Annotated in this window: 13 protein-coding genes and 1 pseudogene; 6 read left to right on the forward strand and 8 right to left on the reverse strand. The window is 70.5% G+C overall.

The window, feature by feature from the left end; all coding sequences use genetic code 11:
* Both PV419_RS52270 and PV419_RS52275 read left to right on the forward strand, forming a co-directional pair.
* A pseudogene (locus PV419_RS52270) lies at positions 1 to 591 on the forward strand (MFS transporter); the annotation flags it as partial.
* 490 nt (positions 592 to 1,081) lie between these two features.
* The gene (locus PV419_RS52275) at positions 1,082 to 1,228 is read left to right on the forward strand and encodes a hypothetical protein (protein WP_319701157.1); all 147 of its coding nucleotides are present in this window, start codon (positions 1,082 to 1,084) and stop codon (positions 1,226 to 1,228) included.
* Positions 1,229 to 1,370: 142 nt separating this feature from the next.
* On the opposite strand, the gene PV419_RS52280 is transcribed toward PV419_RS52275, so the two are convergent.
* The 5 genes from PV419_RS52280 to PV419_RS52305 form a co-directional block, all read right to left on the reverse strand.
* Entirely contained in the window at positions 1,371 to 1,658 is a 288-nt protein-coding gene (locus tag PV419_RS52280; protein ID WP_319701145.1) for a hypothetical protein, read from the reverse strand.
* Entirely contained in the window at positions 1,655 to 3,733 is a 2,079-nt protein-coding gene (locus PV419_RS52285; protein WP_319701146.1) for a hypothetical protein, read from the reverse strand. Before PV419_RS52285 ends, PV419_RS52280 begins: the two co-directional genes overlap by 4 nt.
* Positions 3,730 to 5,547, reverse strand: coding sequence for a hypothetical protein (locus PV419_RS52290; RefSeq protein WP_319701147.1), 1,818 nt, complete (start codon positions 5,545 to 5,547; stop codon positions 3,730 to 3,732). The genes PV419_RS52285 and PV419_RS52290 overlap by 4 nt, the downstream gene beginning before the upstream one ends.
* Positions 5,544 to 7,046 carry a site-specific integrase gene (locus PV419_RS52295; protein WP_319701148.1) on the reverse strand — a complete coding sequence of 501 codons (1,503 nt, stop codon included), beginning with the start codon at positions 7,044 to 7,046 and terminating at the stop codon, positions 5,544 to 5,546. The genes PV419_RS52290 and PV419_RS52295 overlap by 4 nt, the downstream gene beginning before the upstream one ends.
* Positions 7,047 to 7,390: 344 nt before the next feature.
* Positions 7,391 to 7,732 carry a hypothetical protein gene (locus PV419_RS52305; RefSeq protein ID WP_319701149.1) on the reverse strand — a complete coding sequence of 114 codons (342 nt, stop codon included), beginning with the start codon at positions 7,730 to 7,732 and terminating at the stop codon, positions 7,391 to 7,393.
* 462 nt (positions 7,733 to 8,194) lie between these two features.
* Here PV419_RS52305 and PV419_RS52310 point away from each other — a divergent pair, with 462 nt between their 5' ends.
* Positions 8,195 to 10,339, forward strand: coding sequence for an MMPL family transporter (locus PV419_RS52310; RefSeq protein WP_319701150.1), 2,145 nt, complete (start codon positions 8,195 to 8,197; stop codon positions 10,337 to 10,339).
* Positions 10,340 to 10,543: 204 nt separating this feature from the next.
* Here PV419_RS52310 and PV419_RS52315 read toward each other — a convergent pair whose 3' ends face one another.
* Genes PV419_RS52315 through PV419_RS52325 form a run of 3 tightly spaced genes read right to left on the reverse strand, consistent with a single transcriptional unit; the run spans position 10,544 to position 12,839 of the window.
* Positions 10,544 to 11,995 (reverse strand): ATP-binding protein, encoded by a 1,452-nt coding sequence (locus PV419_RS52315; RefSeq protein WP_319701151.1) that lies wholly within the window; start codon positions 11,993 to 11,995, stop codon positions 10,544 to 10,546.
* Positions 11,992 to 12,684 (reverse strand): response regulator transcription factor, encoded by a 693-nt coding sequence (locus tag PV419_RS52320; RefSeq protein WP_319701152.1) that lies wholly within the window; start codon positions 12,682 to 12,684, stop codon positions 11,992 to 11,994. The genes PV419_RS52315 and PV419_RS52320 overlap by 4 nt, the downstream gene beginning before the upstream one ends.
* Complete coding sequence (locus PV419_RS52325) at positions 12,672 to 12,839, reverse strand: hypothetical protein (RefSeq protein ID WP_319701153.1); 168 nt, start codon at positions 12,837 to 12,839, stop codon at positions 12,672 to 12,674. The genes PV419_RS52320 and PV419_RS52325 overlap by 13 nt, the downstream gene beginning before the upstream one ends.
* Positions 12,840 to 13,010: 171 nt before the next feature.
* Between PV419_RS52325 and PV419_RS52330 the strand changes: the two genes are divergently transcribed.
* From PV419_RS52330 to PV419_RS52340, 3 genes are all read left to right on the forward strand, one after another.
* On the forward strand, positions 13,011 to 13,586 hold the full coding sequence (locus PV419_RS52330; protein ID WP_319701154.1) for a TetR/AcrR family transcriptional regulator: 576 nt from the start codon (positions 13,011 to 13,013) through the stop codon (positions 13,584 to 13,586).
* Positions 13,587 to 13,674: 88 nt separating this feature from the next.
* Entirely contained in the window at positions 13,675 to 14,463 is a 789-nt protein-coding gene (locus PV419_RS52335; RefSeq protein ID WP_319701155.1) for an SDR family oxidoreductase, read from the forward strand.
* Between the two features lie 65 nt (positions 14,464 to 14,528).
* On the forward strand, positions 14,529 to 15,419 hold the full coding sequence (locus PV419_RS52340) for an MBL fold metallo-hydrolase (RefSeq protein ID WP_319701156.1): 891 nt from the start codon (positions 14,529 to 14,531) through the stop codon (positions 15,417 to 15,419).
* Positions 15,420 to 15,558: the final 139 nt, after the last annotated feature.

Genomic DNA, 15,558 nt, shown 5'->3' on the forward strand with positions numbered 1-15,558 from the left:
GGCACGGCGGGCATGTTCCTGCTCACCCAGATCGACAAGGGGTCGACGTACGGGGACTTCCTGGTGCCGCTGATGATGCTGGGCCTCGCGCTCGGACTGAGCATCTCCCCGGCGACCGACACGATCATGGGCTCCTTCCCCGAGTCCGAGCTGGGCGTCGGCGGCGGTGTCAACGACACCGCGCTGGAGCTGGGCGGGGCGCTGGGCATCGCGGTGCTGGGCTCGCTGCTGGGCACGGCCTACCGGGACGAGCTGACCGACCTGGTGGGCAACCGGCTCCCGGGCGAGGCGATGGAGACCGCCAAGGACTCGGTCGGTGCCGGCCTGGCCGTCGCGGAGCGGGTCGCGCAGGACCCCTCCGCCGGGCCCCAGCAGGCCCAGGCCGCCGTGGACGCCGTCCACCAGGCCTTCGCCCACGGAATTGCCCAGACCAGCCTCATCGGCGGGATCATCATGGCCGCCGGAACACTGATCGTCCTCGCGGTCCTGCCGGGCCGGCGCGGGTTCGCGAAGCAGAGCGCCGAGCCGGGGGCCGGGACGGCGGCGAGCGAGGCGGCGACTGTGCGGGAGCACACCGGGGCCACCCGTTAGATCGCCGGCGGGGCGTCCACCGGATCGCCGGGGACGCGTCCGACGGGGCGCCGGGCACCGCCTCCGCCGGATCGCCCGCCAGGCGCGCCGGGCAGGAGCCCGGCGGCGCGAGACACGCAGGGCGCGGGCGTGGTCCACGGTCCACGGCCACGCGGATCCTCTGCCGGAACACCTCACCGTCCTCGGCCTCCGGGCCGCCCCGGGGCTCTCCTCCGGGGCAGCCCGGAGGCCAAGGGCCGTGAGGTGACAACGGCGGTCGTCTTAAGACGCCGCCCGGCAACGACGGTCATGCTCGATGCGACCGTCGTGAACATCGCGCTGCCCGAGGCGCAGCAGGACCTCGGATTCAGCGACGGCAGCCGGCTGGGGGTGCCCCCTTTGGGGGAGGGTCATCACGGGTTACGCGCTGGCGTTCGGCAGCCTGCTGTTGCTCGGCGGCCGACTCGGTGACCTGTTGGCCGACGGACCTCTTCGTGATCGGCTTGGCAGCATGCGGGCGTCGATCGCCGCAGTCCGCGACGGATTCACCGGCATACAGCACCGGATCCTGTTCCAGCAGGAGCTTCCCGGCGGCTGGATGGTCCTCCACTGGCGGATGACCGCGACCCACACCGCAGACGCCGTCCTCGCGCGCTGAGCGGATCCGGATGGGCCCAGGTCAGGTCGGTGACGGTGGGGAGGTCCGGCTGCGGGTGGGAAGGGGGACGACGGTGGCGCCGCTGCGCAAAGCGTGGTTTTCGAGGGTGAGCGACGGATGGCCTCCTCGTACAGGGCGAGGGTCAGGCGCAGGTCGGTGTTCTCCCCTTCCGCAGTCGGCGCAGGTTCTCCTCCTTCGTCTCGTCGGCCTTCGGCCGGTCCGTGTGCGTCTCGGCGCGGGCCGCGGGGATCCGGGGCCGGAAGTGGGTGTCGATCAGGCCGGCGTAGTGGCGGTGGAAAGTGGCGTGGGGAATGCCGAGGCGTCGCTCGATGGCGGTCACGGTCGGCCGCCGTCCGCTGGCGAACGCCTCTTCCAGGACGGTGTCGATGGCGGACTTGACGGTGTCGGCGTCGGGCAGGGCACGTTTCACTCGGCGGGCTCCGAAGCGTGGCGGGTGAGGAACGCGGCCGTGGCACGGTGCTGTTCCTGAAGGCGGTGGCGCAGGTAGGGGGCGAGGCGATCGCTGTCGCTCAGGGCTTCTTCCAGCTGGGTGAGGTGACCGGCGAGGGCCTGGTGGTTGGCGGGCGTGAGGGCGGTGTTGCGGCAGGCCAGGGGCTGGCAGTCGGCCAGGACCGGCTGGTCGCCGGGATCGGAGGACGTGCGGCACAGGGCGCGGTCGGGGTTGTAGACGCAGGTGACGAAGGTCCCCGGGTACATGTGCGCATCGTGGCGGGCCACGATGCGCCGCAGGCGGGCTTCGTCGGTGACGACCTGGCCGTCGAAGACGGTGTGGCGGGCGAAGTCGGCGATCCGGGCTTCGGCCTCGTCGCCGGCCGGGCCGGCCAGCGACGGGCGATCGCTGTCGGCGCCCAACTCTGCGAGGAACTGGCCCCGGGCGAGGGCCTCTTCGGCCTCGACCTCATCGCGGAACCCGGAGTCGCTGGTGCCGGCGTAGCCCTCGAACATCTGGATTCCCTGGTGGCGGTATTGCAGGGCCCCGGCGATGGTCCCGCCTGGGCGGCGGGCGATGAACCAGGCCAGGGTCCGCCTGAAGCGACGTGTGGTCAGGTGCGGCACACGCCCGCGCTCTGGTGGGATGCCGTCCGGGCGGTGGTGTGCGGTGCAGTAGTCGTTGATCCACTTGATCAGGTCGGTGATGTCCGTGTTGGTGGCGTTGCTGTCCAGCACGCCGTAGGGGCTGCGGCGTTGGCGGTAGCTGCGGGAAGTCAGCGGCGGGGCGAACAGGTAAGGCTGGTCGACCGGTTGGAAGCGTTCGAGGACGGCGATAGCCCGGGCGACCGGGGCGGTGACGATCCAGGTGGCCTGAGCGCCGTGGGCGTCCTCGCCCTTGAAGGCGCGGCTGTGCAGTCGGTGGCGGTAGACGCGGCCGTCGGGATCGCGTTGGACGCTCAGGCAGCCACGCTGGAGGTGTTTGGCCTCGGAGTCGCGCATCCCGGAGAGATAGGCGATCACGATCCAGCAGGCTGCCTGCAGCAGTCGCTCGAACCGCGGGCCGTCGTAGTACGAGATCGCCGCCAGCCACGGGCGGCCGTCCAGCTGTCCCTGGACACGATGGGTGAGGGGGCAGTCGGAGTCCACGCCGACCTCGCGCACGGCCTGGGCGATCAGCCGTTCGGCATCCAGGCGCTCCAGCCGGTCGCGGTCATGTCCCAGCAGTCGGGCCAGGTGGCTCAGGCACGGCGCCGGCCGCGAGCTGCGGCGCAGTCGGCCGGGAGGGAGGGACGGTAGCGGCTGGCGCCGGAGTCGGTATCCGTCCAGTAGTACGGCCAGGGCCGACACGGCGTCGGGGCCTGTCGGCGGCCGGGCGTCGAGGGCGGCGCGCTCGTCACGTGCGGCGAGGATGTCCTCGGCGAAGTCGTCGATCCAGCGCAGCGCCCACGTCAGCAGGGGGCCCATAATCTGCTCGGGGATCCGTTCGGTGAGGTTCTCTCCGAACCGCCGTGGGTTCGCGCGCGCCCACGCCTGCCATGCCGGGCGCCGCAGCGGATCGGTCGCCAGGGCGTCGGGGAGCCGGCTCCGGTAGGCCCACAGCATCCGCACCGCGCGGCGGTAGCGGTAGGTGGAGGCAAGGGACAACCGCTGCGCGGCGAGGTCGCGGTGATAGGCGTCGAGGTCCTCTCCGCTCACCTGGGCGAGGGTGCGTCCGCGGTTGTGGACCCAGGTGAGGAAGAGGCGTGCGCAGCTGAAGTAGGTGCGGATGCTGGGGATGGTGAGCGGCAGTTCGCCGGGCGGGGTGTCCTGGGTGAGCAGGGCGTAGAACAGGCTCTTGGCGGCGTGGACGAACGGCGGCGGGACCGTGGTGAAGTCCAGCTTGAGCGACTTGCGGTCGGCCCGCAGCCACGCCGGCGTCAGCCACCAGGCGTCGTCGGCGAACCGGGACGTCTCCTCCAGCCGGAATTCGGCGCGCAGCGGTCGTGCGGCCAGCACGAGCGCGCGGGCGGGCACCGGCCCGGATCGTGCGGCGGTCTCGGCAGGACTGGTCACGCCAGCTCCTTCGGGCCGTCGAGCAGGTCCAGTGGGAGAGCTGGCCGGGCACGGGCCGCGGCGGCGCGCTGGGCCGGGCTGAACCGGGGCAGGATGTCGCGGGTCAGGACCGTCCAGGTCGCCCCGTGCCGGGCCGCCCACCGGTCGACGTCCCGCCGCTCCAGGTCCTCGCGCAGTGCGTCGGCCAGCGCGAGCAGGGCGGGCAAGTGCCGTTCCAGGACGAGGGCGTTGGGGCAGGCGAAGCAGGCCAGAAACGACTGGCGGCAGCGGCCGCCGTCCGGGCTGCGCTCGATGTCCAGGCAGGAGGCGGCGAGCGTGTCCAGCTCGCCCGCCTCCGCCTGGCCGAGCGACCGCGGGGAGATGGCCTCCGCGTCCGCGCCGCCCAGGCGTACGACGACTTGGTGGGCGTGCCGTTCGGCATCGTTGATCGCCTCGGTCAGCACGTCGGCCGCCCACTCGGTGATGAATGGATCCGCCCGCAGGTAGTGGGCGAAGGAGGTCTCGGCCGTGTTGGTCAGCCGCGCGGACGGCAGGTGCCCGCCCACCTGCTTGGCCGTCCGCGTCTCGGCCGTCTTCTTCATCCGGGTCAGCATCATCTGCAGCGGTTCCCCGTCGTCGCCGCCCAAGCCGTGGCGCTCGGCCCACTGGCCGAGGTTCAGTTTGCGGGCCAGCTCGGCGTCGAACGGACCGGTGTGCCCACTGGTGGCGGCATGGTGGATGCCGCCGCGACCGTTGCCCGCCCAGATCGACCACACCGATGCGGTGCCGGAAAACGCCCGGCTGCGGGCCATCATCCGGTGCAGCAGCAGGTAGAAGCTGCCCATCGTCCTCAACTGCCGCTCGGGATCGACGCTCCAGTGCACGGTCGTACGGGAGTTGGTCTTGCCCCGGCGGCGTTTGATCAGCGTCACCGCCACCGCCCGCTCCTCCAGCAGCCGGTGTGCGGCGGGCAGTTCCTTGAGTGTCTCCGGGTTGCGGCCGCTGAGCCCGGCCGCGTAGATGAGCAGCGGGGCAAGGTCCTGGTCGACCACGAACAGCTGCCGCGCCTGCGCGTAGCAGGCCGACGGGTACTCGCCCAACGCCAGCCCCCGGTAGTCCACCTGGACCCGGCCCGTCCGTGCCATCGCTTCCAGCCGCACCCCCTGCTCCCGCTCGGCGGCCGACAGCTCGTCGGGGGTGCAGAGGAAGCGTCGCAGCAGGTCTTCGCCCGCCGCGATCCGGTCGCGAATGGCCGCGACGTCCGAGCGGGCCGCGGTCATGATGGCCTGGAACTCGCGATCGGAGTACCCCGGCCGCACGGCCTGCTGGGCATTCACCCCGTGCCCGGGCTGCCCGGCGTAGTCCACCACGGCGCCATCCAGCCGGTCCTGGCCCGGCAGAACGCGCACGATCCGCAGCAGATCCTGCAAAGACCGGCGGGCGGACGTCTCCAGACACGTCTCCCGCCTCGACATCAGGTACCGCTCCAAGTGGCGCACCCGCAGCTCCTCCACCCGCTGCGGTGGAACCGGAAGCTGGTCCAGGAGCAGGAGGAACCGCTTGACCGTCTGCCACTGGCCGCTCGCCGCCCGCTGCGTGCGGCGCCCGCCGCCAGGCCCGATCCGCACCCCCAGCGCGTGCGCGAAGTCCCGGTGCATCCCCGCCAGCGGCAACTCCTCGAACCGGAACACGCACTCGCGGCCGTCCTCCCCGGTGAAGTGCACCACCGGCGCCCCGCCGTCCTCGGGGAACTCCACCGTGGGAGGCGGCTCGTAGAAGCCGTCCGGCACGGCCGCCGTACGCCCGCGGCCCGCGCGCGCCATGGCCCCGCTCACGCGGCTACCTCCGACCGCTCCATCCAGCCCTCCTCGCTGAAGCCGGCCGGCTCCCACGCTCCCTCCGGCACCAGCTCCAGCCGCGTGCGCATCTCCAGCTCCTGCAAGGTGTGCAGGTAGACGGCCGTCGTCGTGGCCGACCGGTGACCGAGCCGGATCCGCACCCAGTTCAGCGGATCACCGAACACCCGCTGATACGTCAGCCGCTGCTGCTCGTTCATCTCGCCCAGTGCCTGTAGATGCCCCCGCCACAGCAACTCCAGCGTGATCACCGCGTACGAGTGCCGCAGCATGTGCGGCGTCGCCGCCACACCGACACCCTGGGCACGGCACCGCTCGTTGGCGTCGGCGAAGACCTGCTTCCACCCGGACACCGTCATCGGCAGCCCCCACTGGTTCAGCCACACCATCGCCGGCTCCCACCCGCCATCGCCCGTGGCCACGAGCAGGCGGCGCCGCTCGGCCGCGTCCAAGCGGGCCACCGGCACCCACCGGCCGCCCATCCGCACTCTGGGCACCGCCGGGTCCTCCACCAGCAGCGACCGACGCTTCGTGGTGTAGAAGCCGCGGGCGCGGCCGTAGTCGAGCATCTCGGCCCGGTCCCACTCCATGTAGTCGCGAACGTCCCGCAGCACCGAGACCGGCCAGTACACCGCCCGCCCGGAGTGCCCCTTGGAGATCGCGTGCGGCAGCATCCCCCGCGCGTTGACAATCCCCGACCCCGCCGACGGCAGCTCCGGCAGCTCGAACACCGTCAACGCCGAGTGCTCGCACAACCGCAGCCCCGTACGGATCATCGAGTCGGCGTACGCGGCATTTCGCGCCCCCCACCTGCCGCGGAAGGCCCGCCTCGGCATCTCCTTCGCGTCGAAGCCGCACAGACCCACGTTGCGCCACAGCCGGTACGACGTCGGCGGCAGCCACTTCACCTCCCGCCGGCCGCCCGAATGTGACGCCTCGGCTGGCACCTGCTGCGGCGCGCTCGCGCCGACCCCGCGCCGCCAATGCGACCACGCCGCGGCCGCGCGCTGACGAATGGGATTGGCCCGGACGAGGTCCTGCTCGATCGCCCACAGATAGAACTGGTTGACCGTGGACACCTCCCGGTCCCAGCTGGTGTCTTCCACACGGGGTCCGTGTTCGTCGCGACGACGCCACCACTCATACGCTGCCCGATCGTCCATGGTCGCGTCGCGCCAGTCGCACCGACCTCGCCCGAACCACAGGAAGTCGAAGTACGTGCGCAGATCCCGGGCATGCGCGGCCTGGGTGTTCCACGGTGACGACGCCAGCCACACCGAGAAGTAGCGGTTCAACGCCACGTCGTACTGCCCCGCCGGATCAACCAGGAGCGGCTGGCCTTCGGGCACGCCCAGGTTGTCCAGCCCCTCATCGAGTCCGGAGAACAGGGAGCTGAACTCCCGTACGAACGGCGCCGCTTCACGTGGCCACGCCGGGTTCCGGCGGGTGAAGTGGACCCGCCAACCCATGATCGACATGACGCTGGACGATAGTCCGTGGACAGCTCAACAGCGCATAACCCAGGTGCGGGGTCGTCCCGGCCGTTTGGGACGGGAAGCCTTCGCGTGGCGGCGGCGCAGCAGCTCACAATGCCAGTGCAGCACTGTGTCAGGTGAGACGAACAGATGTAGTTGGCGAAGACGTACACGGGGGAGGGGATGCAGGAGGGCGGCCAGCAGCGCACGGTCTGGCCAGGTGAGCTTCGGTTTGTCGGTCTGTCGCTGCAGCACGGTGAGTTGGTGGCGTAGGGCCAGGATTTCGGCGTCTTTGTCGTGGCCACTCCTCGGTAGGAGCCGTATCAGGGTGAACATGCTCGTCAAGGTCAGGTAGAGCAGTCGCAGCAGCACTCCACCATGCTGGTGGGAGAGAGGCTGGGTCGGCAACGAGGCTGGTGGGCCCACCGCAGCGCTCGCCCATCATGACCAGCACGGATGATGTTTCTGGTACCTACAACGTCCATGGGGAGCCGGTGCAGCAGCGCCGCCAGAAATGCCCGGTCGCTCGGGGTGAACCGCACCCGATCCTTGCCGAGTTGGCGCTCCAGCACCATGATCTGGTGGCGCAGGGCGAGTATCTCGACAGTCTTGTCTCGATCGCCCATCGGTAGCAGGCGCAGCATGGCGAACGCATTCGCCACGCCCAAGTAGGCCAGTCGCAGCAACACGGTCGATCATCTTGCCGCGGTCAGCGCCAGCCTCGCGAGAGCGCCCGCTCGGGCGACTACGCCGGTCGACCTCCCGTACACCGCGCACACCGCATCCCACCAGGTCGGATGGGTTTTTCGGCAGGCGCAGGGTCAAAGTGCCTTCCAACACCGGCAGATCACCGTCGTAGTCCAGCCACGATGTCACGCCGTGGATACAAGACCGGGCGCCCGCCAGCACCTGCCCGAGTGCCGCTGACCGGGATGTACGGCGCGGTGATCTCCCACTCGGTATCCGAGGTGTCCGACGGATAGCGGCGTGGACGATTCACCGCGACGCACCCACCCACAAGACATCGATGATCAACATCACCATCTACAACGGACGCCGGTTACTTCACAGGCTCTAACGGTTGTCTCAGGTTCGCTCGTTAGGAAGTAGGCATCAGATAAGCGATGTAACCCGTATGTAGGAGGTTAGTGATGGCAGTCAACGCAGCGCCGTCCGGGGAAGCGCCGGCCGGTCGGTTGGCAGGCCGGTGGGTGCCGTGGTTAGTGATTGGCTTGTGGTTGGTGCTGGCGGCGTTCATGGTGCCGCTGAGCGGAAAGTTGAGTTCGGTCACCACCGACAGCGCCGTGGACACCCTGCCGGCCAGGGCCGAGTCCACCAAGGTCGCGGTACTGGAGGACAGTCTCCCCGACGGTGACGACAACACGTTCGTCTTCGTGTACCACCGCGCCGGCGGCATGACCGGCGCCGACCGCGCGACGGTCGAGCGCCATTACAACACCCTTGCCAAGCGGTACCCGCCGAAGGCGGCGGCTGGCGAGGACGACGAGGGCTCACCGCTGAGTCCCTCCACCGACGGCAAGGCGATGATGTTCACCCTCGAGGTGAGCACGGCCTACGGCGCACCGGAGGAAATCGTCGGCCCGTTGCGTGACGCCGCGAAGGACCGCCCCTCCGGCCTGGAACTCGATGTGACCGGCCCGGGCGCGATCGACGGCGACATGGATGCCGTCTTCGACGGCATCGACGTGCAGGTCCTCCTCACCACCATCGTCGTCGTCACGCTCCTGCTCATCGTCACCTACCGCAGCCCGGTGTTGTGGATCATCCCGCTGGTGGCCGTGGGCGCGGCCGCACTGACCTCGATGGGGACCGTGTACCTGCTCGTCAAGGGCTTCGGCATCGTGGTCAACGACCAGAACTCGGCGCTGCTGACGATCCTGGTGTTCGGCGTCGGCACGGACTACGCGCTGTTGCTCATCGCTCGATATCGGGAGGCGCTGCACCACCATGAGAACGTCCGGGTCGCGATGGTCCACGCGCTGCGCAGCGCGGCGCCTGCCATCGTCGCGTCCGCAGCCACCGTGGTCGCCGGCCTGCTCTGCCTGCTCGTCGCGGACCTGAACAGCACCAGCGGGTTGGGCCCGATCGGTGCGGCCGGCATCCTGTGCGCACTGGTGGCCATGCTGACGCTGTTCCCGGCGGTGCTCGTGGTGCTGGGCAGGCGGATCTTCTGGCCGGCCATCCCGCGGTTCAGCACGGCCGTGGAGGAGAAGCCGGGGCTGTGGGGACGGCTTGGCGCCGCCATCAGCCGCCGCCGGTGGGTGGCGACGCTCGGCTCGCTCGGAGTTATCGGCGTGCTCGCCGTCGGGCTGGCGGGCAACACCGGCGCCCTGCGGGAGCAGGACCAGTTCCTGTCCGCGCCGGAGTCGGTCACCGGCTTCACCGTTCTGCGCCAGCACTTCCCGGAGCTCGGCGGCCAGCCGATGACGGTCTTCGCGCGGCCGGCGCACCAGGAGCGGGTGCTCGACGTCGTCAAGGACACTCGCGGTGTGGCCCTGGCCATCCCGGAGCGGACCAGCGGTGGTTGGGCCAACATCTCCGTGTTCCCGAAGGACGCGCCGGACACCGTCGCCGAGTACGACACGATCAAGCGGGTGCGCACCGCCGTGCATGCGGTGAGCGGGGCGGAGGCGATCGTCGGCGGGCCGAGTGCGGAGAACCTCGACACCGAGGTGACCACCGAGCGCGATGAGAAGCTGGTGATCCCGCTGGTGCTCGCCGTCGTCCTGATCGTCCTCGGGCTGCTGCTGCGCGCGATCGTGGCCCCGCTGGTCCTGATGGCCACTGTGATCGTCTCATTCGCCGCCGCCTTCGGTGGCAGCGTGTTCGTCTTCGACGCGATCCTCGGGTTCAAGGGTGTCGACTATTCGGTGCCGTTGCTGGCGTTCCTGTTCCTGGTGGCGCTCGGCGTCGACTACAACATCTTCCTGGCCAGCCGGGCCCGGGAGGAGACCGTGCGTCTCGGCACCCGAGAGGGCATGCTCAAAGCCCTCTCGGCCACCGGTGGCGTCATCACCTCGGCAGGCCTGGTCCTGGCGGCCACGTTCGCGGTCCTCGCCACACTTCCGCTGGTGATGCTGATCGAGGTCGGGTTCCTGGTCGCCTTCGGCGTGCTGCTCGACGCCCTGCTGGTGCGGTCGGTCCTGGTGCCCGCCCTCACCCTGCTGATCGGCCGGCGGATGTGGTGGCCGGGCCGGCTGTCCCGTCCAGCGGCGGAGCTGCCGGACGGTCAACAGCCGCTCACCGGCGACGAGGAGCCAGCGCTGCAACGGTGAGCGCGGCGGCACGGACGAGATCCGGGACGGGCCCCAGGCCCGTCCCGGATTTTTTCATGGGTCCGACGGTCGCCGCCCTTTGGTGCTGCGCCACACGCCGGGGCTGGGGTCGGCGCATCGCGGTGTCCTGCCTTGACGGTGAGCCGCGCGGGGCCAGGCCCGAGGGCCGCCGTCCCTTGTTCTGCGCGGCGCCGCCGGGGCGGGTCAGCACGCCGCGGTGTCCTCCCCGGCGGTGAGCCGCGCGATCGGGGCGGGCGGGGCCGCGGCCGGAAGGTCGACCCGAAGCAGCGCGCCACCGCGTGCGGAGCGGGCGACGCTGGCCCGGCCGCCGTGGGCGTCGACGACCCGCTGCACGATCGACAGCCCCAGACCGGATCCCGGCAACGCCCGGGCGCCGTCGGCACGGTAGAACCGGTCGAACACCCGCGGTACGTCGGCGGCGTCGATACCCGGCCCGGCGTCGTCGACCTCGAGCACCACCGACGCGTCCTCGGCACGGAGCCGGACCTGGACCGGCTGGTCCGCGGGGGACCACTTGCCGGCGTTGTCGATGAGGTTGAGCACCGCCCGCTCGAGCGCAGCGGGACGCCCGCTCACCCACACGGAGGTCACGTCGAGCGCGACCTCGACGTCGGGCGTGCGGGAACGCGCCCGGGTCGCGGCGGCCGCCACCACGTCGGCGAGGTCGAGCAGCTCGGTGTTCTCGTCGCTGACGTCACCGCGCGCCAGGTCGGTCAGCTCGGCGACAAGGGTGCTCAACTCGGCCACCTGGGCGCCGAGATCGTTGAGCAGCCGGGTCCGGCTCTCCGCCGGCAGTGCGCTGTCCAGGGTGCCGCGCCGATCGAGCCGGATCAGCAGCTCGACGTTGAGGCGCAGGCTGGTGAGCGGGGTCTTGAGCTCGTGGGCGGCGTCCTCGGCGAGCAGCCGCTGGGCCCGCCGGGAGTCCCGGAGCGCGGCGAGCATGTCGTTAATCGACTGGATCAGCCGCCGGATCTCCCCACCGCCCTCATCCGGGATGTCGGCTTCGAGGTCCCGGGTGTGCGCGACACGTACCGCGGCGGCGGTCAGCCGGTCGATCGGTGCCAGCCCGGTCCGTGCCACGGTCCGCCCGACAAGGGCGCCGCCGACCACGCAGAGCAGCCCGATCAGCAGCATGCCGAACCCGAACTGGTTGATCGGGCTGTCGTCGGCGACCTGGGCCACCTGGACCGCGCCGTCGCCCGCCCGCAGCGTGTAGATGAGGTAGCCGTCCTCGTCGCTGTCGTTCGACTCCATCAGGTCGGCCGACGCGCCCTGCGCCACGCGCCCGGCGTGCTCGCTGACGGGGGGCAGCGCGGGTTGGCCGGCCGGCGTCCGGGTCGAGCCGTCGGGCAGGATGACCCGCACCAGCCGACCGGATCCGGGATACGGCGGTAGCTGGACCTGCGCCAGACCGGCGCGCTGCGCGTTCGTCGCCAGGACGCGGGAGTCGGCGCGCAGCTGATTCTTGGCGCTGTCCTGCAGCTCCCGGCCCAGTAGTTCGCTGGCCACCTGGAAGGCCACGAACACGCTGACCGCGACGGCCGTCGCCGCGATCACCGTCAGCCTGCTCCGCAGGGACCGCCGGCGCCACCATCGGGTCAGCCGGCGCGGTTCCCGGCCGGCGGGCCTGCTCACGGAGGAGTCTCCCGCAACGTGTATCCCAGGCCGCGCAGCGTGTAGATCAATCGCTGCTCACCCTCAGCCTCCATCTTGCGGCGCAGGTAGCTCACGTATACCTGGAGGTTGTTGGCGGTGGCGCTCATGTCGAAGCCCCAGATCGCCTCGAACAGCGCGTCGCGGGTCAAGACCCGGGTCGCGTTGCTCATGAGGACCTGCAGGAGGGAGAACTCGGTCCGGGTCAGGCGCAGCGGCCGCCCGCCCCGCCACGCCTCGAACCTGTCGGGATCGAGCCGGACGTCGGCGAACGACAGGATCTGCGACTCCCCGTCGGTCGGCGTGCGCCGGCGCAGCAGGGCCCGCACCCGGGCCAGCAACTCCTCGGTGGCGAACGGCTTGGGCAGGTAGTCGTCGGCGCCCGCGTCCAGCCCCGTGACCCGGTCGGAGACCTGGTCACGGGCGGTCAGCATCAGCACCGGCAGATCCCGACCCGCGGCCCGCAACCGCCGGCAGGTCTCCAACCCGCCGAGGCGGGGCATCATCACGTCGAGGATCAGCAGATCCAGCGTGTCACCGCCGGCCCCAACGACCCCGTCGAGCACGGCGAAACCGTTGGCGACGGTGCTGGTGTCGTAACCCTCGACCTGGAGCACCCGCTCCAGCGACTCACGGATGGCCGCTTCATCATCCGCGATCATGATCCGCACGCCGGCCCGCCCCCTTCCAGTCGATGTCTTTGCCGCTCATTGTCCCCGATCAACCTGAGGCCAGGATCCGCGTCCTTGGCCACGCGGCTGCGCAGCACGACGGTGGGCACCATGACCAGGTTCCTGGCCAGCGCGGTGACGATCGACAGCACCATCGAAGGATCGTCCCAGATGCTGTGCGGGCCCTGACGGAGAAACTTGCAGGTCACGCCCAAAATCGTGTTTCCGAGCGGGACAGGTTCGCCTAGAGCCAGGCAGCGAACGACCTCGCTGGTCTCCGGCCCCAGTATTTGACCCACGGGTCAAATACTGGCTACGGTAGCGGCATGGGCAGACCGAAGAGCTTCGAGCCGGACGTGGTCATCGCGCAGGCGATGGAGACGTTCTGGACCAAGGGCTACGCCGACACCTCCCCGGCCGACCTCGCGGAGGCGACCGGAGTGGCCAAGGGCAGCCTGTACCACTCCTTCGGTTCCAAGCGTCAGCTGTTCGGCAAGGTGTTGGACCTCTACGGCCGGACGCGTGCCGAGCAGGCCGAGGAGTTCCTCTCGCGGCCGGGCACCGCCAAGGAGCGCATCCGCGCCTACTTCGTGCTGCTCGTGGACGCGGACCTGGACGGGCCGGTCCCGCGCGGGTGCCTGGCCCAGAACACGATCGGGGAGCTCGGCGGACGTGACACGGAGGCCACCCGCGCCGTGCTCCGCATGGAGGAGGGCCTGATCGAGCTCCTCGCCGCCCGCATCGCGCAAGGGCAACGGGACGGTGACGTCGACCAGGACGTCGACGCCAGAGCGCATGCGCTGTTCCTCCAGAACACCCTCGCCGGGCTGCGGGTCATGGTCAAGACGTTCGACCGGCCGGCACTCCATCGGATCATCGACACCGCCCTGACGGACCTCTGAGAAACGACGCTCCGGGCGGCAGCCCTTTTTGCGCCCGAATTTTTGACCCCCAGTTCAAGAATCTGCAGTTCTTCACGAAAGGGAAATCATGGACCTTGGTATCAGCGGGAAGACCGCTCTGGTCACCGGCGCGAGTCGCGGCATCGGCCTCGCGATCGCTCGGACCCTGGCCGCGGAGGGAGTGCGGGTGGTGGGTGCGGCCCGGACTGTCACCTCCGAGCTGGAGGAGGTCGCCGCCGCGGCCCTCTCCGTCGACCTCAGCACCCGCGACGGGGCGACGTCGATCGCCGATCAGGCGCGCGCCGCAGTCGGCGGGATCGACTTCCTCGTCAACAACGTCGGCGCGGGTGACCCGGAAGGGCTGGCCGTCGGCGGAGTCCTCGACGTCGACGACGAGCAGTGGCAGCGGATATTCGATCTCAACCTGTTCAGCGCGGTGTGGACCACCAAGGCGGCGTTGCCGAGCATCCTGGAACGCAGGGGCGCGATCGTGAACATCTCGTCGATCAACGCGCGCGTGCACACCGGCACGCCGGTCGGCTACGCGGAGGCCAAGGCGGCACTGACCCAGTTCGGCAAGCGGCTCAGCGAGGAGTTGGCGCCGCGCGGTGTCCGCGTGAACACCGTCTCCCCGGGCACCGTGGCCAGTCGGCTGTGGACGGACCCGGACGGTTTCGGCGGCAAGGTCGCCGCCGCATACGGGGTTGGCCACGGCGAGCTGCTCGCAGGTCTGCCGGCGCAGGTCGGCATCGCCTCGGGGCGCCTGACCGAACCCGAGGAGGTGGCGGACCTGGTCGCCTTCCTGTTGTCCGACCGCGCCGCCAACATCCATGGCGCCGACCACGTCATCGACGGCGGCACCCTCAAGGCCGCCTGACGGCGGCGTGCCCGACCGGCCGTCTGTCCCCTCCCCTCATTCACTCCACAACCGGAGGTTTCACCATGGACTCCACCCCGCACTCGTCTGCTTTGAAAAACGTGCCCCTGAGGGCCACCGTATTCGTCGGCCACTGGCCGACGGTCCCCGCCGAGAAGAGCGCCGAGGTCCCGCCCGGCACCTTCGCGCCGACGACCGCGACGCTGATCAGCGGCCCCACCGAGATCGTCCTGATCGACGCCCTGCACCTCAAGGCAGAGGTGCAGGAACTGGGTGATCTCATCGAGCGAACCGGCAAGCGCCTCACCACCATCTACGTCACCCACGACCACGCCGACCACTACCTCGGCATCGGCCCGCTCCTGGAGCGTTTCCCCGGTGCGAAGGCGGTGACGCTGCCGCACATCCTGGAGTCGATGCGCACCACCTGGGACGCCCAGAAGGCGCAGTGGAAGCTGATGTTCGGCGACAAGGCCGTGCCGCACGGGCCGACGCCCGAAGCACTGGACGGCACGACCCTGTACGTCGACGGCTCTCCGGTCGACGTCATCCCGGTCAAACAGGCCGACATCCACCCCACGAGCATCGTCCACGTCCCGGCGATCGACGTCGTGGTCGCAGGGGACTCGATCTACAACGAGGTCTTCCCCATGCTCGCGCTCTCGTCCCCTGACGAGTGGAAGGACTGGCTCGACACACTCCAGGCCATCGAGGACCTCGCGCCGCGCATGGTCGTGGCCGGGCACCGTCGTCCCGACGGCGACGACCATGCCGTCGCCGCCATGATCAGTCAGACCCGGTCGTTCATCCACGACTTCGCCGCCGCATCCGAGACCGCCACGGACACCGGTGAGCTCTTCGGCATGATGAAGGCGAAGTATCCGCACCACGGCAACGACTGGAGCCTTCTGGTCTCGGCGCACGCGGCGACGCAGCGAAACGGCTCGGCTTCGTAGCCGCAGGCTGCGGCATGTCGAGGGGGGGGGGGGGGGCGCGGGGGGGGGGGCCCCCCCCCCCCGGGGCGCCCGGTAAGGCCGCGGCCGGGGGTTAGCCCGGGTACCGGGGGTGGTGGGCATCGGCGTGAGGGCGCCCGGC

It is taken from the genome of Streptomyces sp. ME19-01-6 (assembly GCF_033793745.1).
In the GTDB taxonomy this organism is placed as follows: Bacteria; Actinomycetota; Actinomycetes; order Streptomycetales; family Streptomycetaceae; genus Streptomyces.

What these genes read in the sequence shown, in the direction of transcription:
- PV419_RS52325 (WP_319701153.1), bottom strand. Translation starts at nt 12,839, where the DNA reads ATGGTGCTGTCGATCGTCACCGCGCTGGCCAGGAACCTGGTCATGGTG.
- PV419_RS52295 (WP_319701148.1), bottom strand. Translation starts at nt 7,046, where the DNA reads ATGTCGATCATGGGTTGGCGGGTCCACTTCACCCGCCGGAACCCGGCG.
- PV419_RS52330 (WP_319701154.1), top strand. Translation starts at nt 13,011, where the DNA reads ATGGGCAGACCGAAGAGCTTCGAGCCGGACGTGGTCATCGCGCAGGCG.
- PV419_RS52275 (WP_319701157.1), top strand. Translation starts at nt 1,082, where the DNA reads ATGCGGGCGTCGATCGCCGCAGTCCGCGACGGATTCACCGGCATACAG.
- PV419_RS52310 (WP_319701150.1), top strand. Translation starts at nt 8,195, where the DNA reads ATGGCAGTCAACGCAGCGCCGTCCGGGGAAGCGCCGGCCGGTCGGTTG.
- PV419_RS52335 (WP_319701155.1), top strand. Translation starts at nt 13,675, where the DNA reads ATGGACCTTGGTATCAGCGGGAAGACCGCTCTGGTCACCGGCGCGAGT.
- PV419_RS52340 (WP_319701156.1), top strand. Translation starts at nt 14,529, where the DNA reads ATGGACTCCACCCCGCACTCGTCTGCTTTGAAAAACGTGCCCCTGAGG.